This is a genomic window from Modestobacter caceresii (assembly GCF_000761485.1).
GTDB lineage: Bacteria > Actinomycetota > Actinomycetes > Mycobacteriales > Geodermatophilaceae > Modestobacter > Modestobacter caceresii.
Genome location: NZ_JPMX01000024.1, coordinates 1 through 13,973 on the forward strand (window position 1 = coordinate 1; position 13,973 = coordinate 13,973).

The 13,973-nt window shown below is 74.7% G+C and carries 15 protein-coding genes and 1 other RNA gene; 11 read left to right on the forward strand and 5 right to left on the reverse strand.

The window, feature by feature from the left end; genetic code table 11:
- Window positions 1-1,863: ABC transporter ATP-binding protein (locus IN07_RS07335; protein ID WP_036334894.1), on the forward strand; the 1,863-nt coding region annotated here is incomplete at its 5' end.
- A gap of 31 nt (window positions 1,864-1,894) precedes the next feature.
- On the opposite strand, the gene IN07_RS07340 is transcribed toward IN07_RS07335, so the two are convergent.
- Window positions 1,895-2,332 carry a hypothetical protein gene (locus IN07_RS07340; protein ID WP_156119074.1) on the reverse strand — a complete coding sequence of 146 codons (438 nt, stop codon included), beginning with the start codon at window positions 2,330-2,332 and terminating at the stop codon, window positions 1,895-1,897.
- A 96-nt stretch (window positions 2,333-2,428) separates the two neighbouring features.
- Window positions 2,429-2,872 carry a hypothetical protein gene (locus tag IN07_RS07345; RefSeq protein ID WP_156119075.1) on the reverse strand — a complete coding sequence of 148 codons (444 nt, stop codon included), beginning with the start codon at window positions 2,870-2,872 and terminating at the stop codon, window positions 2,429-2,431.
- A 185-nt stretch (window positions 2,873-3,057) separates the two neighbouring features.
- Between IN07_RS07345 and IN07_RS07350 the strand changes: the two genes are divergently transcribed.
- The 5 genes from IN07_RS07350 to nadA all read left to right on the forward strand — a co-directional run bounded on the left by IN07_RS07350 (window position 3,058) and on the right by nadA (window position 7,562).
- Window positions 3,058-3,555, forward strand: a complete 498-nt coding sequence (locus IN07_RS07350) for a GNAT family N-acetyltransferase (protein WP_036334771.1) — start codon at window positions 3,058-3,060, stop codon at window positions 3,553-3,555.
- Window positions 3,556-3,632: 77 nt separating this feature from the next.
- Window positions 3,633-4,487, forward strand: coding sequence for a Nif3-like dinuclear metal center hexameric protein (locus IN07_RS07355; RefSeq protein ID WP_052091000.1), 855 nt, complete (start codon window positions 3,633-3,635; stop codon window positions 4,485-4,487).
- 78 nt (window positions 4,488-4,565) lie between these two features.
- The gene (locus IN07_RS07360) at window positions 4,566-5,306 is read left to right on the forward strand and encodes a zinc ribbon domain-containing protein (protein ID WP_036334773.1); all 741 of its coding nucleotides are present in this window, start codon (window positions 4,566-4,568) and stop codon (window positions 5,304-5,306) included.
- Window positions 5,307-5,385: 79 nt separating this feature from the next.
- On the forward strand, window positions 5,386-6,477 hold the full coding sequence (locus IN07_RS07365) for a bifunctional RNase H/acid phosphatase (protein WP_036334775.1): 1,092 nt from the start codon (window positions 5,386-5,388) through the stop codon (window positions 6,475-6,477).
- A gap of 74 nt (window positions 6,478-6,551) precedes the next feature.
- Window positions 6,552-7,562, forward strand: coding sequence for a quinolinate synthase NadA (gene nadA / locus IN07_RS07370; protein WP_081975258.1), 1,011 nt, complete (start codon window positions 6,552-6,554; stop codon window positions 7,560-7,562).
- Between the two features lie 88 nt (window positions 7,563-7,650).
- Here the strand turns inward: nadA and IN07_RS07375 are convergent, their stop codons facing one another.
- The gene (locus IN07_RS07375) at window positions 7,651-8,406 is read right to left on the reverse strand and encodes a sulfite exporter TauE/SafE family protein (protein WP_036334776.1); all 756 of its coding nucleotides are present in this window, start codon (window positions 8,404-8,406) and stop codon (window positions 7,651-7,653) included.
- Window positions 8,407-8,431: 25 nt separating this feature from the next.
- Between IN07_RS07375 and IN07_RS07380 the strand changes: the two genes are divergently transcribed.
- On the forward strand, window positions 8,432-8,794 hold the full coding sequence (locus IN07_RS07380; RefSeq protein ID WP_231558039.1) for a DoxX family protein: 363 nt from the start codon (window positions 8,432-8,434) through the stop codon (window positions 8,792-8,794).
- Window positions 8,795-8,843: 49 nt separating this feature from the next.
- Here IN07_RS07380 and IN07_RS07385 read toward each other — a convergent pair whose 3' ends face one another.
- Window positions 8,844-9,851, reverse strand: coding sequence for an Lrp/AsnC family transcriptional regulator (locus IN07_RS07385; RefSeq protein ID WP_036334779.1), 1,008 nt, complete (start codon window positions 9,849-9,851; stop codon window positions 8,844-8,846).
- Window positions 9,852-9,939: 88 nt separating this feature from the next.
- Here IN07_RS07385 and IN07_RS07390 point away from each other — a divergent pair, with 88 nt between their 5' ends.
- The 3 genes from IN07_RS07390 (at window position 9,940) to rnpB (ending at window position 12,637) form a co-directional block, all read left to right on the forward strand.
- Entirely contained in the window at window positions 9,940-11,460 is a 1,521-nt protein-coding gene (locus tag IN07_RS07390; RefSeq protein ID WP_036334781.1) for an MFS transporter, read from the forward strand.
- A gap of 17 nt (window positions 11,461-11,477) precedes the next feature.
- Entirely contained in the window at window positions 11,478-12,206 is a 729-nt protein-coding gene (locus tag IN07_RS07395; protein WP_036334899.1) for a PIG-L deacetylase family protein, read from the forward strand.
- Between the two features lie 30 nt (window positions 12,207-12,236).
- Window positions 12,237-12,637, forward strand: an RNA gene (rnpB, locus tag IN07_RS23875) — RNase P RNA component class A.
- A gap of 5 nt (window positions 12,638-12,642) precedes the next feature.
- Here rnpB and IN07_RS07400 read toward each other — a convergent pair.
- Window positions 12,643-12,849: a hypothetical protein gene (locus IN07_RS07400; protein WP_036334783.1), complete on the reverse strand. Its 207-nt coding sequence runs from the start codon at window positions 12,847-12,849 to the stop codon at window positions 12,643-12,645.
- A gap of 157 nt (window positions 12,850-13,006) precedes the next feature.
- Here IN07_RS07400 and IN07_RS26930 point away from each other — a divergent pair, with 157 nt between their 5' ends.
- Window positions 13,007-13,426, forward strand: a complete 420-nt coding sequence (locus IN07_RS26930) for a YkvA family protein (protein WP_036334785.1) — start codon at window positions 13,007-13,009, stop codon at window positions 13,424-13,426.
- Window positions 13,427-13,973 lie beyond the last annotated feature (547 nt).

Consider the following 13,973-nt stretch of genomic DNA (forward strand, 5'->3'; position numbering starts at 1 on the left):
GGGCGGGGCTCGGCGATGGCGGCGGCGGCGCCCACGCCGGTGCTGCGCCGGCTGGTCGCCCGGCTGCCCCCGACCGTCGACGACCCCGAGGTGCCGGCCGACCGCGCCCGCGCCGGCGACCGGGAGTTCTCGCTGTGGCGGCTGATCCGCCCGTTCCGGTGGCCGCTGGCCGGCGCGCTGGTCCTGGTGGCACTGGACACCGCGGCGCAGCTGGCGATCCCGGCGCTGGTGCGCGAGGGCGTCGACGACGGGATCACCGCCGGGTCGACGTCCCTGCTGTTCGCGGTCGCCGGCATCGCCCTGCTCGTCGTCGGCGCCGGTCTGCTCGTGGGACGGGGCGCGGCGTGGCTCACCGGGCGCACCGGCGAGCGGCTGCTCTACACGCTGCGGGTGAAGACCTTCGCCCAGCTCCAGCGGCTCGGGCTGGACTACTACGAGCGCGAGCTCGGCGGCCGGATCATGACCCGGATGACCACCGACGTCGACGCACTGTCGGCGTTCCTGCAGACCGGGCTGACCACGGCGGTGATCAGCGTGCTGACCCTGGTCGGGGTGCTGGTCGTGGTGTTCCTCTACGACGTGGTGCTGGCACTGGTGCTCGTCGCGTCGCTGCCGGTGCTGGCGGTCACCACCGTGTGGTTCCGGTCCCGGTCGGTGCCGGCCTACACCGAGGCCCGGGAGCGGGTCAGCGCGGTCAACGCCCGGTTGCAGGAGGACGTCGCCGGCATCCGGGTGACCCAGGCCTTCGACCGGGCCAAGCACTCGACCGCCACCTTCCGCGGGTACGCGCAGGCCTACCGCGACGTGCGGCTGCGGGCCCAGCGGTACATCGCCACCTACTTCCCGTTCGTCGAGTTCCTCTCCGAGGTGGCCGCCGCCGCGGTGCTGGCGGTGGGCGCCGCACGGCTGGCTGCCGGCGACATCACCGCCGGCGTCCTGCTGGCCTTCGTGCTGTACGTGAACACGTTCTTCTCCCCGGTGCAGCAGCTGTCCCAGGTGTTCGACAGCTACCAGCAGGCCGCGGTGGGGCTTCGCCGGCTGCGCGACCTGCTGCGGACGCCGACCTCCACCCCGGCCGCGGCCGACCCGGCGCCGGTGGGCCGGCTGCGGGGGGAGGTGCGGCTGGTCGACGTCACGTTCAGCTACCGCGGCGCCCCGGCCCCGGCGCTGCGCGACGTCTCGCTGACCGTGGCGCCGGGGGAGACCCTGGCGCTGGTGGGCGAGACGGGGGCGGGCAAGTCGACGGTGGTGAAGCTGGTCGCCCGCTTCTACGACCCGACGTCCGGGGCGGTCTGCGTCGACGGCGCCGACCTGCGCTCGCTGGACCTGCTGCAGTACCGGGCCCGACTCGGCGTCGTCCCGCAGGAGGCGTTCCTGTTCGCCGGCACGGTGCGCGACGCGGTCGCCTACGGCCGGCCGGACGCCTCGGACGCGGAGGTGGAGGCCGCGGCTCGCGCGGTGGGCGCGCACGAGATGGTCGCCGGGCTGCCGCAGGGCTACCGGACGCGGGTGGGGGAGCGCGGGCGGTCGCTGTCGGCCGGGCAGCGGCAGCTGCTGGCGCTGGCCCGGGCCCAGCTGGTCGACCCCGACGTCCTGCTGCTGGACGAGGCGACGGCGTCACTGGACCTGGCCACCGAGGCGGCGGTCACCCGGGCGGCCGACGTCGTCGCCCGGCGGCGGACCACGCTGGTCGTGGCGCACCGGCTCACCACCGCGGCCCGCGCCGACCGGGTGGCGGTGCTCGACGGCGGGCGGGTCGTCGAGGTGGGCCCGCACGCCGAGCTGCTGGCCGCCGGCGGCGCCTACGCCGCACTGTGGGCCGCCTACACCGCCGACGAGGACGCCGACCCGCTGATGGACTGAGCAGCACGGCCCGGGGCAGAGGGGTCCGTCCTCAGTCCAGCCGCCACGACATGAGCGCCGCGCCCATCGGGGAGAAGTAGAACGCCAGTGCGGCGAGGCAGCTCAGGGCCACCAGCGCCAGACCGGCCGTCACCACCGGGGCGCTCCGCCGACGGCGCGGGGCCAGGCCGGTCAGTGCGGCGGTGAGCACGGCCAGCAGGCCGAGCGGCGTCAGACTGATGGCGAGCAGGCCGGCGAGCTGGGTGAGGCCGGCGAGTGGGCCCTGCGGCCAGAGGTCCTTGGGGTCGTACGCGCCACTGGACACCTCGGCCAGCGGCAGGACGTCGAGGTCGTTGACGTAGTAGGGCACCAGGATGCCGGCCAGGTAGGGCGCCACCGCGAGCACGGTCGACCCGGCGAGCAGGGCGACCCGGCGACGACCCACCGGTCGGGGCGGGGCGCTGACCGTCCCCTGTGCCACGGCGCTCATGCCGGGAAGGCTGACAGGTCCGGCCCATCTGGACCAGCAGGCCGTCGATCGTTCACCTGGTCGATGTCCACCGGCCTGCTGAGGACGAGCTGGGACTCAGTCCAGCTGCCAGCTGGTCAGCGCGCTGCCCAACGGCGAGAGGAACCAGTACAGGGTGGCCACGCTGCCGACGGCGACCAGCGCGAGCGCCGCCGCGACCCAGGGGGTGAGGGTGCGCCGGTCGGCGGGCAGCAGGGCGAGCAGCTGCAGCGCTGCGCCGCCGAGTGACAGCAGGGCCCCCAGCAGAACCAGCACCAGTGCGGCGACCCCGGCGAGGTCCAGCGCTCCGCTGTGCGGCCACCCCGGGGCGAGCGCCCCGGCGGCGAGCTCGGGGAGCGGCAGCTCGTCCAGGTCGCTGGTCGCGAAGGGCACGAGCACGGTCAGGGTGTAGGCCAGCACGGGCAGCAGCAGGGCGGCGGCCAGGACGACCACCGATCGCCGAGAGACCTGCTCGGCGGGCGCCTGCCCTGACGTCGCCGTGATGACCGCCCCGGTTTCCATGTCCGGCAGGCTGACAGACCCCCGCGTCCACGACCAGAACGTGCAGGCGTCCGCCGAGTGAGCAGTTGGTGCTGCCCGCGCCGGCGAGTCCGCGCGTGTCGTCGACCAGTTCTGCGCACTCGGGGTCCGACGAGCAGGGCCGCCGCGGTCGACACGTCGATCCGTCGACGTGTCAGGGTGCCGACATGTCGACAGGTGGACCGCCGGTGCGGGTGGCCGACGAGGAGGACCTGCAGCAGCTCCCGGCCGTGGAGGCCGCCGCTGACGAGCTGTTCGTCCCGCTGGGCATCACCGACCTCCCGCTGCCCGCGACCGCCGGGGAGCGCGCCCGGGCCTGGCGGGTGCTGGTCGCCGGCCGCCCGGTCGCCGGGTTCGCCGTCCTGGAGCTGGTGGACGGCGCCGTCCACCTCGAGCAGCTGTCGGTGCACCCGGCGCACGGCCGGCGGGGGATCGGCACCGCGCTGCTGGCGGCGTCCCTGGACGCGGCCCGGCAGTCCGGCGCCGACCGGGTCACGCTGCTCACCTACGCCGACGTCCCGTGGAACGCCCCGTTCTACGCCCGGCACGGCTGGTCGGTGACCACCGAGCTGACCCCCGGGCTGCAGGCGTTGCGCCGCCGGGAGACCGAGCTCGGACTGGACCGGCACGGGCCGCGGGTAGCGATGGTGCGAGTGGTCACCTGACGGCGCAGCGGTGCCCACGCCACGGAGGGTGCTGTCCTACAGTCCCTCCCCGTGGCAACCGCGGTGCGAGGTAGGCGATGAGCGGTCCGGCGGCCGAGCAGAGCGGCTCCGGCCGTTCCCTCGGTGCGGTGATCGCCGCGCTGGAGGCCCGCTACGACCCGGCGCTGGCCGAGCCGTGGGACGCCGTCGGGCTGGTCTGCGGCGACCCGGCGGAGCAGGTCCGTTCGGTGCTCTTCGCCGTCGACCCGACCTCCGCCGTGGTCGACGAGGCCATCGCCGCCGGCGCCGACCTGCTGGTCACCCACCACCCGCTGCTGCTCACCCCGGTGCACGGCGTGCCGGCCGACGACCCCAAGGGTCGCGTGGTGCACCGGCTGGTGCGCGCCGGCATCGGGCTGTTCGTCGCGCACACCAACGCCGACCGGGCCGCCGGCCACGGCGTCAGCGACGCGCTGGCCGCGGCCGTGGGGCTGGTCGATGCGGTGCCGCTGGAGCCGGCGGCCGCCCCCGGGGCGGGGCTCGGCCGGGTCGGGGTGCTCCGGGAGGGGATCAGCCTCGGACAGTTCGCCGAGCAGGTGGCGATGGCGCTGCCCACCACGCCCGGGGGCGTCCGGGTCGCCGGTGACCCCGAGCGGCTGGTGCGCACCGTCGCCGTCTGCGGCGGCAGCGGCGGCTCACTGCTGGCCGCGGCTGCGGCGGCCGGCGCCGACGTCCTCCTGACCAGCGACGTCAAGCACCACCCGGCGGTCGACGCGGCCGAGGTCCCCGGTCCGGCCCTCTGCGACGTGGCGCACTACGCGTCCGAGTGGCCGTGGCTGCCGGTCGCCGCCGACCTGCTGCACCGGGACCTGGGCGGGCAGGTGCAGGTCACCGTCTCCGGCCGGCGCACCGACCCGTGGACGTTCCGCGTCGACGGCCGCCTCCGCCGCTGAGCGCACCGGGCCGAGCCGTTGTGGAGGGGGCCGGGCCGGGTGGTCCGGCGGCCCCGGCGGCGCGGGTAGGTTGGCCCCGTGCAGGCTGACCACTTCGACCAGCAGAAGCTGCTGGCCCTCGCTGCGGAGGACGTCGCCCTCGCGCAACTCGCCCACCGCAAGCGCACCCTTCCCGAGCTCGCCGCCGTCGACGCCGCCCAGGAGGCGCAACGGGCCCTCGTCGACGACGTCGTCCGGGCCGAGACCGAGGTGCGGGACCTCGACCGCGAGCAGAAGCGGCTGGAGGGCGACGTCGACACCGTCCGGCAGCGGGCTGCCCGCGACCAGTCGCGGATGGACTCCGGCGGTGCCACCCCCAAGGAGATCACCGGCCTGCAGCACGAGCTGGAGTCGCTGAAGCGCCGGCAGGCCGACCTGGAGGACCAGGTGCTCGAGCTGATGGAGCGCCGCGAGGCCGCCGACACCGCCCTCGCCACGGCGCAGGGCGGCCTGGCCGGGGCACAGGCCGACCAGGAGCAGGCCGAGCAGCGGCGGGACGCCGCTCTCGCCGACATCGCCGAGGCCACCGGCCAGCACCGGGCCAAGCGCGACGAGATCGCGGGCACCATCCCGGCCGACCTGCTCAAGGTCTACGACCGGGTCGCCACGCAGACCGGCAGCACCGGCGCCGCCGAGCTGAAGGCCCGTCGCTGCCAGGGCTGCCGGATCGAGTTCTACGGGACCGAGCTGGCCTCCTACCGCAACGCCGACCCGCACACCGTGCTGCGCTGCGAGAACTGCAACCGGGTCCTGGTGCGCACCGCCGAGTCCGGGCTGTGAGGCGTCCGAAGACGAAGGTGTCGGGAGCATCGCAGGGAGCGCCAGCGACCGAGGAGCGGACCGAGACCGGAGTCGAGCAGTGAGGCGGCTCATCGTCGAGGCCGACGGCGGGTCGCGGGGCAACCCCGGGCCCGCCGGGTACGGCGCGCTGGTGAAGGACGCCGAGACCGGCCGGCTGCTCGCCGAGCGGGCCGAGTCCGTCGGCCGGGCCACCAACAACGTCGCCGAGTACGGCGGTCTCGTCGCCGGGCTGCAGGCCGCCCTCGACCTCGACCCCAGCTCGAGCGTCGAGGTGCGGATGGACTCCAAGCTCGTCGTGGAGCAGATGTCCGGCCGCTGGCAGATCAAGCACCCGGACATGAAGAAGCTCGCCCTGCAGGCCCGGGACATCGCCCGGCAGCTCGGCTCGGTGCGCTACACCTGGATCCCCCGGGCGCAGAACAGCGCCGCCGACGCGCTGGCCAACAGCGCGATGGACGGCAATCCGGTGCGCCGCGACCTGGCCACCGAACCCGTGGTGGTCGAGGACGACACCCAGCCGACCACGGAGCCCGCCCCCGTCGTCGTGACCGTGACCCACCTGCTGCGGCACGGGCGCACCGAGCACACCCCGGAGCGTCGGTTCAGTGGCAGCAGCGACCTGCCGCTGTCCGAGCTCGGGCGCGCGGACGCCGAGGCCGCGGCCCGGCACCTGGCCGGGCGGGGCATCGACGTGATCGTCAGCTCCCCGCTGCAGCGCACCCGGCAGACCGCCGAGGCGGCCGCGCAGGTGCTCGGCGTCCCGGTCGAGGTCGACACCGACCTGCGCGAGCTGGACTTCGGCGCCTGGGAGGGGCTCACCGCGGCGGAGGCCCAGGCGAAGAGCCCGCTGGCGTTCCGGCGCTGGTCGGGGGCGACCGACGTCCGTCCGCCCGGCGGGGAGTCGGTGGCCGACGTCGCCACCCGCGTGGCCCGGGCCCGCGGCCGCATCCTGGACCGGCACGCCGGGGAGACCGTGCTGCTGGTCAGCCACATGATGCCGATCAAGCTGCTCTTGGCCGCCGGGCTCGGCGTGGGCGAGGACGTCGTGCACCGGGTGTTCCTGGAGGCCGCGTCGCTGTCGACGGTCACCTGGTCCTCCGACGGCCGCACCTCGGTGCGGCTGGTCAACGACACCTCCCACCTCGGCTGACCGCCCGGGGAAGCCGGGGGCGTCCCCGGCTGTTGGACCAAGGAGTACCGAAGCCCGGCCTGCTGAGGAGTTCTGTGACCGCGACCGTCGCCGCCGATGACCGCACCATGTCCGCCACCGAGTACGAGACGTGGGCGGCGGAGATCCGCCGGCTGGCCGACGAGCGCGGCGCCGTCGTCCTGGCGCACAACTACCAGGTGCCCGAGATCCAGGACGTCGCCCACTTCACCGGCGACTCGCTGTACCTCTCCCGGGTCGCCGCCGAGACCGACGCCCGCGAGATCGTCTTCTGCGGCGTCCACTTCATGGCCGAGACGGCGAAGATCCTGTCGCCGGACAAGACCGTGCTGCTGCCCGACCACGCCGCCGGCTGCTCACTCGCCGACAGCATCACCGCCGAGCAGTTGCGCGAGTGGAAGGCCGATCACCCCGGCGCCGTCGTGGTCAGCTACGTCAACACCACGGCCGCGGTGAAGGCCGAGACCGACATCTGCTGCACGTCGTCCAACGCCGCCGACGTCGTGCGCTCGATCCCGGCGGACCAGGAGATCCTGTTCTGCCCGGACCAGTTCCTCGGCGCCCACGTCAAGCGGGTCACCGGCCGGGAGAACATCTCGATCTGGGCGGGGGAGTGCCACGTGCACGCCGGGATCAGCCCGGCCGACGTCCGGTCGCAGATCGCCGCGCACCCCGACGCGGAGATCCTGGTGCACCCCGAGTGCGGGTGCACGACCTCGGTGCTGGACCTGGTCAGCCACGGCGACCTGCCGGCCGACCGCACCCGGGTGCTGTCGACCGGGGGCATGGCCGACGCTGCCGCCGCGACCACGGCGGGCCAGGTGCTGGTGGCCACGGAGATCGGCATCCTGCACCAACTGCGCGCGCTGAACTCGAAGACCGAGTTCATCCCGATGAACGCCCGGGCGGCCTGCCGCTACATGAAGATGATCACCCCGGCCAAGCTGCTGCACACGCTGCGCACCGGCGAGGGCGCGATCGACGTCGACCCGGACACCGCCGCCCGCGCCCGCCGCGCGGTCGAGGCGATGATCGCGATTGGCGAGCCCGGCCGCGGCGGCGAGTGAGCCCCACCCGCAGTTGATCATCGACGAACGGTGGCCCGCCTCGGCGTGTCGAGCAGCCGTTCGCCGATGATCGACAGGGGCCCGGTGCTCAGCCGCGGAGGAACAGGTAGATCGACACGGCGATGCCGAACACCACGATGAGCACGCGCAGCGGGGTGGTCGGGATGCGGGTCGCCACCTTCGCCCCGAGGAACCCGCCGAGCAGGGCGGCCGGTGCGCAGACGGCGACGTAGGCCCACTCCACCGGGCCCCAGATGCCGAACACGACGACGGTGACCGACGCGGTGACCAGCGAGATCGCGCTCTTCATCGCGTTGGCCAGCTTGAGCCGACCCAGCCCCAGCCCGAGGACGCCGACCAGGATCACGCCCAGCGCACCGCCGAAGTAGCCGCCGTAGACGGTGGCCAGGAACAGCGCCACGTACAGCCAGGCCGGGTCGGCGTGGGCGACGCCGTCCTCCTGCTTCTTGAGCCGCTTGGTGATCATCGTCTGGAAGGCCAGCAGGATGCTGGCGAGGAACACCAGCAGCGGGACGACGGTGTCGAAGGCCTCGGACGGCGTGGTCAGCAGCAACACCGACCCGGTCGTGCCGCCCAGCACCGCGACCACCGAGAACCGGATCATCCGGGCCCGCTGGCCGCCGTACTCCTTGCGGAAGCCGAGCACCCCGCCGATGTACCCGGGCCACTGGGCCACCGAGTTGGTGACGTTGGCCGCGACCGTCCCCAGCCCCAGGCCGACCAGCACGGGGAAGAGGATCAGCGACCCGCCGCCGGCGATCGAGTTGATGCCGCCGGCCAGGAGGGCGACCCCTGCGGCGATGAGCAGGTCGACAGGGGACACGGCCGCGGAGCCTACTGTCCGGCCCATGAGGGACGACGTGCGCGCACTGGGCATGGCGGCGGGGATGACCGCGACCGGGGTCTTCCACCTGGTCCGCCCGCAGGCCTACGACTGGATGATCCCGCCGGAGCTGGGCGCGCCGCGGCCGTGGGTGCTCGGCAGCGGGGTGGTCGAGCTGGTCACCGCCGGGTTGCTGGCCGTGCCGGCCACGCGGCGGGCCGGGGGCTGGGCGGCGGTCGGGCTGCTGGTCGGCGTCCTGCCCGCACACGCGCAGACGGTGCGCGCGTTCCGGCGCCAGCCGGGGAAGCTGGCCCTCGCGGTGGCACGGATCCCCTTCCAGATCCCGATGCTCACCGCCGCGCTGAAGGTCGCCCGCGGCCGCCGCTGAGCGGACTCCGGAACGGCTCGTGGTCCGACCCGAGCTGGTGGGGGCCCCTTCAGCGGCCGCGGACCGGCGGCGGCTCGGGGTCGGTCAGCCGCGGCCCGTCCATCAGGCTGCCGGCCTGCTTGACCCGGCGCAGCACCGTGGAGGTCTCCAGGGTGCGCACCGGCAGCGCGCCGACCCGGTCGGTGAGGAACCGGTAGAGGTGGGCGGTGTCCCGGCAGGTCACCGCCACCATCAGGTTCGCCGGGCCGGTGACGACCGCGGTGAACCCGGTCTCCGGTGCCCGGGCCAGGGACTCGCCGACGTGCGCGAGGTCCTTCGGGGCGACACCGAGCCACAGCAGCGCGCTGACCGGGTGCCCGAGCAGCTCGGTGGCGATCTCCAGGTCGAAGTAGAGGGCGCCGGCCGATCGCAGGGCCTCCACCCGCCGGGCCACCCGGCTCTCCGACCAGCCGGTGACCCCGGCGAGCTCGGCGTAGCTGAGCCGGCCGTCGGTGGCCAGCGCGGCCAACAGCAGCTCGTCCTCCGGGTCGAGGGCGACGGGGGTCGGGGTGGCCCGGGCCGAGTCGGAGCCGAGCGCGGCGATCTGCTCCTCGCTGAGCGGGTCGTCGAAGTCCGTCCACTCGTACGCGCCGCCGACGTAGGAGTGCAGCACCGAGAACGCGGCCAGGTCGATGACCTGGACGGTGCGGGGCAGCCGGTCCAGCAGCAGGGCGTCGCGCTGGCGGGTCGTGCGGGGCCGGGTGGAGCAGGTGATCTCGGCGCCGCCGGCGGTCAGGCTCACCCATGAGACGTCGGGACGGCGGGCCAGGGCGTCGGCGACGGCGCCCGCGGCGGCCGGCTGCACCCGCATCCGGATGTGCCAGCTGGGCTCGCTGGCCTCCGGGGTGGTCAGCCCGAGCACCCGGACCACGCCATCGGCCCGCAGCCGTCGCCACCGGCGGGCCACGGTCTGCTCGGAGACGCCCAGGACGGCGCCGATGCGGCTGAACGGCGCCCGGCCGTCGACCTGCATGGCGTGCACGATCTGGCGGTCCACGGCGTCGAGCACGGTCGCCATCCTGCACCACGGACCTGTGGATGGAGGATCCCGTCACCGGCGGGCTCCTGGCGTGGGTCCCGTCGGTGGACCGTTGCACAGTGGGACCATGCGCAAGTGGCTGCCGCTGGTCGCGATCTGCACCGGCACGTTCATGCTCCTCATCGACGTCACGATCGTGAACGTCGCCCTGCCCGACATGGCCACCGACCTGGACACCAGCTTCAGCCAGCTGCAGTGGGTCGTCGACGTCTACGCCCTGGCGCTGGCCGCCCTCGTGCTGGGCGCCGGTTCGCTGGCCGACCTGTACGGCCGGCGCCGGCTCTACCTGATCGGTCTGGGCCTGTTCGCGCTGGCGTCGCTGGCCTGTGGGCTCGCCCCGGGGGCGGAGCTGCTGATCGGGGCGCGGGCGGTGCAGGGCATCGGGGCGGCGGCCATGCTCGCCACCACCATCGCGCTGATCAACACCAGCTACGAGGGGCGTGACCGCGGGACGGCCTTCGGCGTCTGGGGGGCCGTGGTCGGTGCCGCCGCGGCCATGGGCCCGATCCTGGGCGGCGCGCTGACCGAGCTGGACTGGCGCTGGATCTTCTACGTCAACCTGCCGATCAGCGTGTTCGGCGTCGTGCTGACCCTCATCGCCGTGGAGGAAGCGCGCCAGCCGGGCGCCCCGCGTCCCGACGTCCCGGGCATCGTGCTGTTCACCCTCGGCGCCGGCGGGATCGTCTTCGGCCTCGTCCGGGCCGCCGCCGACGGGTGGGGTGCCCCGGTCGCCTGGGGCCCGCTGGCCGCCGGCGTCCTGGTGCTGGCCGCCTGGGTGCGCGTCGAGCGCAGCCGCCGGGCGCCGATGCTCGACGTCCGGCTGTTCGCCAACCGCTCCTTCACCGGGATCATGCTCGGTGCGCTGCTGCTGAACGGGGCGGCGTTCGCGCACAACCTCTACATCTCGCTGTGGCTGCAGTCGGTGCTGGGGCTCTCGCCGCTGCAGGGCGGGCTGGTGTTCATCCCGCTGTCGGCGTTCAGCTTCACCGTCGCCGCCTTCGCCGGGCGGTACCTCCAGACGCTGCCCCCGCGGTTCGTCGTCGGCGGTGGGCTGATCGTCATCGGCGTCGCCGCACTGCTGTTGGCCTCCATCCAGGCCGACTCCTCGTGGCGGGTCCTGGTCCCGGGGCTGGCCGTGCTCGGCATCGGGGTCGGGGTGGCCAACCCGACGCTGGCGTCGGCCGCGCTGGCCGCGGTGCCCCGCGAGCGCAGCGGGATGGCCTCGGGTGCGGTGAACACCGCCCGGCAGCTCGGGTTCGCCCTCGGCGTGGCGGTGCTGGGCAGCGTCTTCACCGCCCAGGCCGCAAGCGTGCTCCGGGACGGCGACGCGGCCGACCCCGAGGCCACCGCCGCGGCGCTCACCGCCGGGCAGACCGGGCAGCTCGTCGACGCAGCGCCCGCCGCGGACCGGGCCGGGCTCGCCGACCTGCTGGGCAGCGCCTACGCCAGCGGGCTGCGCGAGGTCTTCCTGGTCAGTGGCGGCGCCGGGATCGTCGGGGGGCTGCTGGTGCTGTGGCTGGTCCGCGCCGCGGCGCCGAGCCAGGGCGGACCGCGGGCCGCGGCGCCGGAGCCGGCCCCGGCGCGCTGAGCGGGCAGACTCCGGGCATGGCCTCCGCTCCCGCCCCGTTCCCCGACGACTGGCAGCGCGCACTCGTCGTCGCCGCGCACCCCGACGACATCGAGTACGGCCCCGCGGCCGCGGTCGCGGTGTGGACGGCGGCGGGCAAGGAGGTGCACTACCTGCTGGCCACCCGCGGCGAGGCGGGCATCGCCGGGCTGTCCCCGGCCGAGGCCGGTCCGCTGCGCGAGGAGGAGGAGCGCCGGTCGGCTGCCGTCGTCGGCGTCTCGGAGGTGGAGTTCCTCGACCACTCCGACGGCGTCCTCGTCGCCGACCTGCAGCTGCGCCGGGACCTCGCCGGGGCGCTGCGCCGACACCGGCCCGATCTGGTCGTGGTCATGCACGGCGGGGACACCTGGACCCCGCCGGAGGTCACCCCCGGCGCTCTGAACTCCGCCGACCACCGCGCGCTGACCCGGTCGCTGCTCGACGCCGTCGCCGACGCGGGCAACGAGTGGATCTTCCCCGACCTGACCGAGACACCGTGGTCGGGCGTGCAGTACGTCGCCGTGCACGCGGTCGGGTACCCGCCGCCGCACGTGGTCGGCGTCAGCGACGGCGTCGAGACCGCCGTCGCCTCCCTCGTCGAGCACCGCCGCTACCTCGAGGCGCTGTCCGACGACCCGGTCGAGGAGCAGGCCCGCCGCCAGGTCGACATGGCGACCCTGACCGAGGACGGCGGCCGGCAGGTCGGCTTCCGCCTCTACTGGGGCTGAACCGCCGGGGTAGGCTGCCGGCACGACGGACGAGTCGGCTGGGCGGTCGCGTCGGTGGGGGAGACCCTGCCGCCGAGGAACGTCCGGGCTCCACAGGGCAGGGTGGTCGTCAACAGCGACCCGGGGTGACCCGCGGGACAGTGCCACAGAGAACAGACCGCCAGTGCGTGCACTGGTAAGGGTGAAACGGCGGTGTAAGAGACCACCGCACACCGGGTGACCGGTGTGGCTCGGTAAACCCCACCCGGAGCAAGGTCGAAAAGGGACGGCGGTCCGCCGCCGTCCTGCGCAGGCGTTCGAGGGCTGCCCGCCCGAGCCTGCGGGTGGACCGCTCGAGCCTGTCGGCAACGGCAGGCCTAGATGGATGGCCGCTCATCGGGACGCCGCGAGGCGCCCGGGGACAGAACCCGGCGTACAGGTCGACTCGTCCGTCGCCTCAGCGCCCGGCGGTACCGCCGACCTCGGCGACGATCGCGCGGAACGTGGTGGTGTCCACCTCGTCGTCGACGGTGACCCGCACGATGTCGGTGATCTGCTGGCTGGACGTCGTCCGGCAGGCGCTCACCCGGGCCGCGGCGATCAGCGTCAGCTGCTGGAGGCGGGCGGTGGGCTGGGGGACCGGGGGAAGTCGGTTCGGGCGCATGGACGGACGGTAGGCAGACCGTCCAGCCGATCCCGGCAGGTTGCAGCACCGTGTCGTCTCACGGCCGCCCCACAGGGCACACCAGCCGTCTCCGTCCCCGTGGGCACCCCCGCGGTCGGGTCCCCCGGTCGGGCGGTGGGGCTGGGAGACTTCCCGGGTGACGCGCTGGCTGACCTGGGTGGGCATCGCCGTGGCCGTCGTCCTGCTCAGCTGGGCGGTGCTCGTGCTGCTGGCGCGCACCCTCCCCCCGGGCACGGCCCGCGAGCTGGCCCGGTTCCTCCCCGCGTGCGGCACCGCTCTCCGCCGGCTGCGCCGGCACCCGGCGGTCCCTCGCCGGGCGAAGGTGGCGCTGCTGCTGGCCGGGCTGTGGGTGCTCTCGCCGATCGACCTGATCCCGGAGTTCCTGCCGGTGATCGGGCCACTGGACGACGTCGTGGTGGTCGCCCTGGCGCTGCGCTACGCCGCCCGCCGGGTGCCCCGGGGCGTGCTGCTGGATGCCTGGCCGGGTGACCGCCGCATCATCGAGCGGCTGCTCGGTCCAGGTGTGCCGGAGGCGCCCCGACCGACCGGGCACTGAGCCGGAGTCGGTGAGCCGACCGGACGCGCGGGCTCCCGGCCTGCCGGGTGCAGGAGTGGCGGCGTGTCAGGGTGGCCGCCGTGCGCCTGTCCGGTGACCCCGTGCTGACCGCGGTCACCGGCGGTGCCTTGCTGTTGCGGTGTGCACCGGCCTGACCGCGCTGCGCGTCGGGCCGACGGCGGCGCTGCCTGCCTTCCTGCTGCTCGCCGTCGTCGCCGTGCTGCTGGCCGTGGTGGACGTGCAGCACCGGCTGCTGCCCGACCGGATCGTGCTTCCCCGCGCTCGCCGCCGGCGCTCTGCCGCCTCGTCCTGCTCGCCGCCGGCCGGGTCCGGCGCGCCAGCGCCCTGCCGTTCGGACCGGCCATGCTGCTCGGGGCAGCTGTGGCAATCGCACTCCCCTTCTCCTGACGCAGCCACGGGCAGCGGGGACCGCAACGCTGCGTGACGGTCTCCGGCGATCCACCCCGGATGGCTTGCATCGGTACTCCGGACGAGGGGTGTTGCTCAAGTTCGCCGCTCCGGAACTCGATGGTCTCGGTGCAGCCGC

Bases quoted from the DNA above. Each gene is read 5' to 3' on its own strand.
- IN07_RS07350 (WP_036334771.1), top strand. From the start codon at position 3,058: ATGTCGACAGGTGGACCGCCGGTGCGGGTGGCCGACGAGGAGGACCTG.
- IN07_RS07355 (WP_052091000.1), top strand. From the start codon at position 3,633: ATGAGCGGTCCGGCGGCCGAGCAGAGCGGCTCCGGCCGTTCCCTCGGT.
- IN07_RS07400 (WP_036334783.1), bottom strand. From the start codon at position 12,849: ATGCGCCCGAACCGACTTCCCCCGGTCCCCCAGCCCACCGCCCGCCTC.
- IN07_RS07380 (WP_231558039.1), top strand. From the start codon at position 8,432: ATGAGGGACGACGTGCGCGCACTGGGCATGGCGGCGGGGATGACCGCG.
- IN07_RS07395 (WP_036334899.1), top strand. From the start codon at position 11,478: ATGGCCTCCGCTCCCGCCCCGTTCCCCGACGACTGGCAGCGCGCACTC.
- IN07_RS07345 (WP_156119075.1), bottom strand. From the start codon at position 2,872: ATGGAAACCGGGGCGGTCATCACGGCGACGTCAGGGCAGGCGCCCGCC.
- IN07_RS07385 (WP_036334779.1), bottom strand. From the start codon at position 9,851: ATGGCGACCGTGCTCGACGCCGTGGACCGCCAGATCGTGCACGCCATG.
- IN07_RS07340 (WP_156119074.1), bottom strand. From the start codon at position 2,332: ATGAGCGCCGTGGCACAGGGGACGGTCAGCGCCCCGCCCCGACCGGTG.
- IN07_RS07390 (WP_036334781.1), top strand. From the start codon at position 9,940: ATGCGCAAGTGGCTGCCGCTGGTCGCGATCTGCACCGGCACGTTCATG.